A 1,897-nucleotide genomic window follows, 5' to 3' on the forward strand; every position below is an offset into this window, starting at 1 on the left:
GCACGTCCCAGAGTGCGTTGACGAGGCCGCCGCAGGCCATGTGGGAGACACCCTTCTCAGGGCCGAGCCAGCGCATCTGCGAGTCGTGGACCAGCCGGCGGGAGGCGTCCCCGAGGTTGTTGACCAGCTCGTCGGTATCCCGGCCGACCAGCAGTTCACCATAGCTGTCCATCGCCGCGGTGATGAGCTCGTTGCCCCGCCCGCAGGTGAAGACGAGGCCGTAACCGCGCTCGCCGTCGTCGGTCGCTATTTCCACGTAGGCGGCAGAGTAATCGGGGTCAACATTGACGGCGTCGGATCCGGAGAGGTCCAGCGAGGTAGGGAAGCGCACATCGGTGGTGCGCACTGAACTGATGCGTGACATGGGTAGGTCCTTGTTCGGGTTGGTGCGGAAGGTCAGGTCTAGAGGAAGCCCAGCAGCGTGGGCAGGCCGACGGTCAGGGCGGGGACAAACGTGATGATCAACAGGGTGAGGACCATCGGGGCGAAGAAGGGAAGGATGCCCTTGATCACCGTGGGTACCGGGGCGCGGGTGACGCTTGAGAGGACAAAGAGCACCAGCCCCACCGGGGGAGTGATCAGGCCGATCAGCAGGTTGAAGATCACCATGATGCCCAGGTGGATGGGATCGATCCCGAAGGTCTCCGCTACGGGGAGCAGCACCGGCACCAGGATGAGGATCGCGGCGGTGGGTTCGAGAACGCAGCCGACCAGCAGGAGCAGGATGTTCACGAGGATCAGGAACACGATCGGCTGGTTGGTGATTTCCAGGATCAGGTTCGCCGCAACCTGCGGAGCCTGTTCGCGGGCCAGGACCCACCCGAAGAGCGCGGCGGCAGCCACGATCAGGAGTACGGAGCCGGAGGTCTCCACCGTGGTCAGCAGAGTCCGGTAGATCTTCCGCCAGGACAGCATCCGGTAGGCCAGAGCCAGGACGAAGATGTAGATGACGCCGATGCCGCTTGCCTCCGTCGGCGTGAACACGCCGCTGAGGATGCCGCCCAGGATGACGACGGCGGAGCCCATGGCCGGCAGCGCGGCCAGCGTGGTGCGCCCGCGCACCTTCCAGGTGGATTTGGGCAGGCGGAGGTCCTCCCGCTTGCGCATGATGATCCAGACGGTGAGGCAGAGGGAGGCGACCAGCACCAGGGCAGGCACGACGCCGGCCATGAACAGGGCGCCCACGGAGACTCCGGCGGTGACCGCGTAGATAACGGCCGGGATGCTGGGCGGAATCATCGGGGCGATGAGGCTGGAGGCGCCGGTGACGCCGAGCGCGAACTCACGCTTGTAGCCGCGTTCCACCATGGCCGGCACCTGCACCCGGCCCATGGCGGCGGCATCGGCGATGGCCGCCCCGCTCATCCAGGAGAAGCCGAAACTGGTGGCGACGTTGACGTAGCCGAGGCTGCCGCGCAGGTGTCCGATGGCTGCCACCGCGGCGTCGTAGAGCTTGTCCGTGACACCGGAGACGTTGGCGAGGTTGCCGAGCAGGATGAACATCGGCACGGCGAGGATGGCGAAGCTGTCCACGCCGGAGACGGTCTGCTGCACGGCCGTGCCGATCCGCGCCGTCGGGTCCATGATGACGTACGCCACGGACGGAATGAGCAGCGCGAAGGAGACCGGCACCCGCAGGGCGAGCAGCACCAGCAGCGCTATGAGCATGATGAGGAGGGTCATGAGCTGTCCTAGACCGCTTCCCGCTCGAGGTTTTCCATTGCGTCGGGGACAACCTCGGGGTGGCGGATGTTGAGGTAGATGTGCAGGGCGGCGTGCAGGAAGATGAGCGCAAACCCGGTCACCGCGGCGCTGTAGACCACGCTCATCGGGAGGCTCGTAGCGGGGGCCAGCAGCCGGTTGGCGCCGGCCGCGAACTGTGCGCCGGCCACTGCCA

Annotated in this window: 1 protein-coding gene and 2 pseudogenes; all 3 read right to left on the reverse strand. The window is 66.4% G+C overall.

Features of this window, described 5'->3' with window-relative positions:
- Positions 1 to 364 (reverse strand): annotated as a pseudogene (locus X803_RS22345) (fuconate dehydratase); the annotation flags it as partial.
- Positions 365 to 402: 38 nt separating this feature from the next.
- Positions 403 to 1,683, reverse strand: coding sequence for a TRAP transporter large permease (locus X803_RS0113860; protein ID WP_026545584.1), 1,281 nt, complete (start codon positions 1,681 to 1,683; stop codon positions 403 to 405).
- 8 nt (positions 1,684 to 1,691) lie between these two features.
- Positions 1,692 to 1,897: pseudogene (locus tag X803_RS21620) on the reverse strand (TRAP transporter small permease); the annotation flags it as partial.

This window comes from Arthrobacter sp. 35/47, assembly GCF_000520475.1.
Taxonomy (GTDB): domain Bacteria; phylum Actinomycetota; class Actinomycetes; order Actinomycetales; family Micrococcaceae; genus Arthrobacter_D; species Arthrobacter_D subterraneus.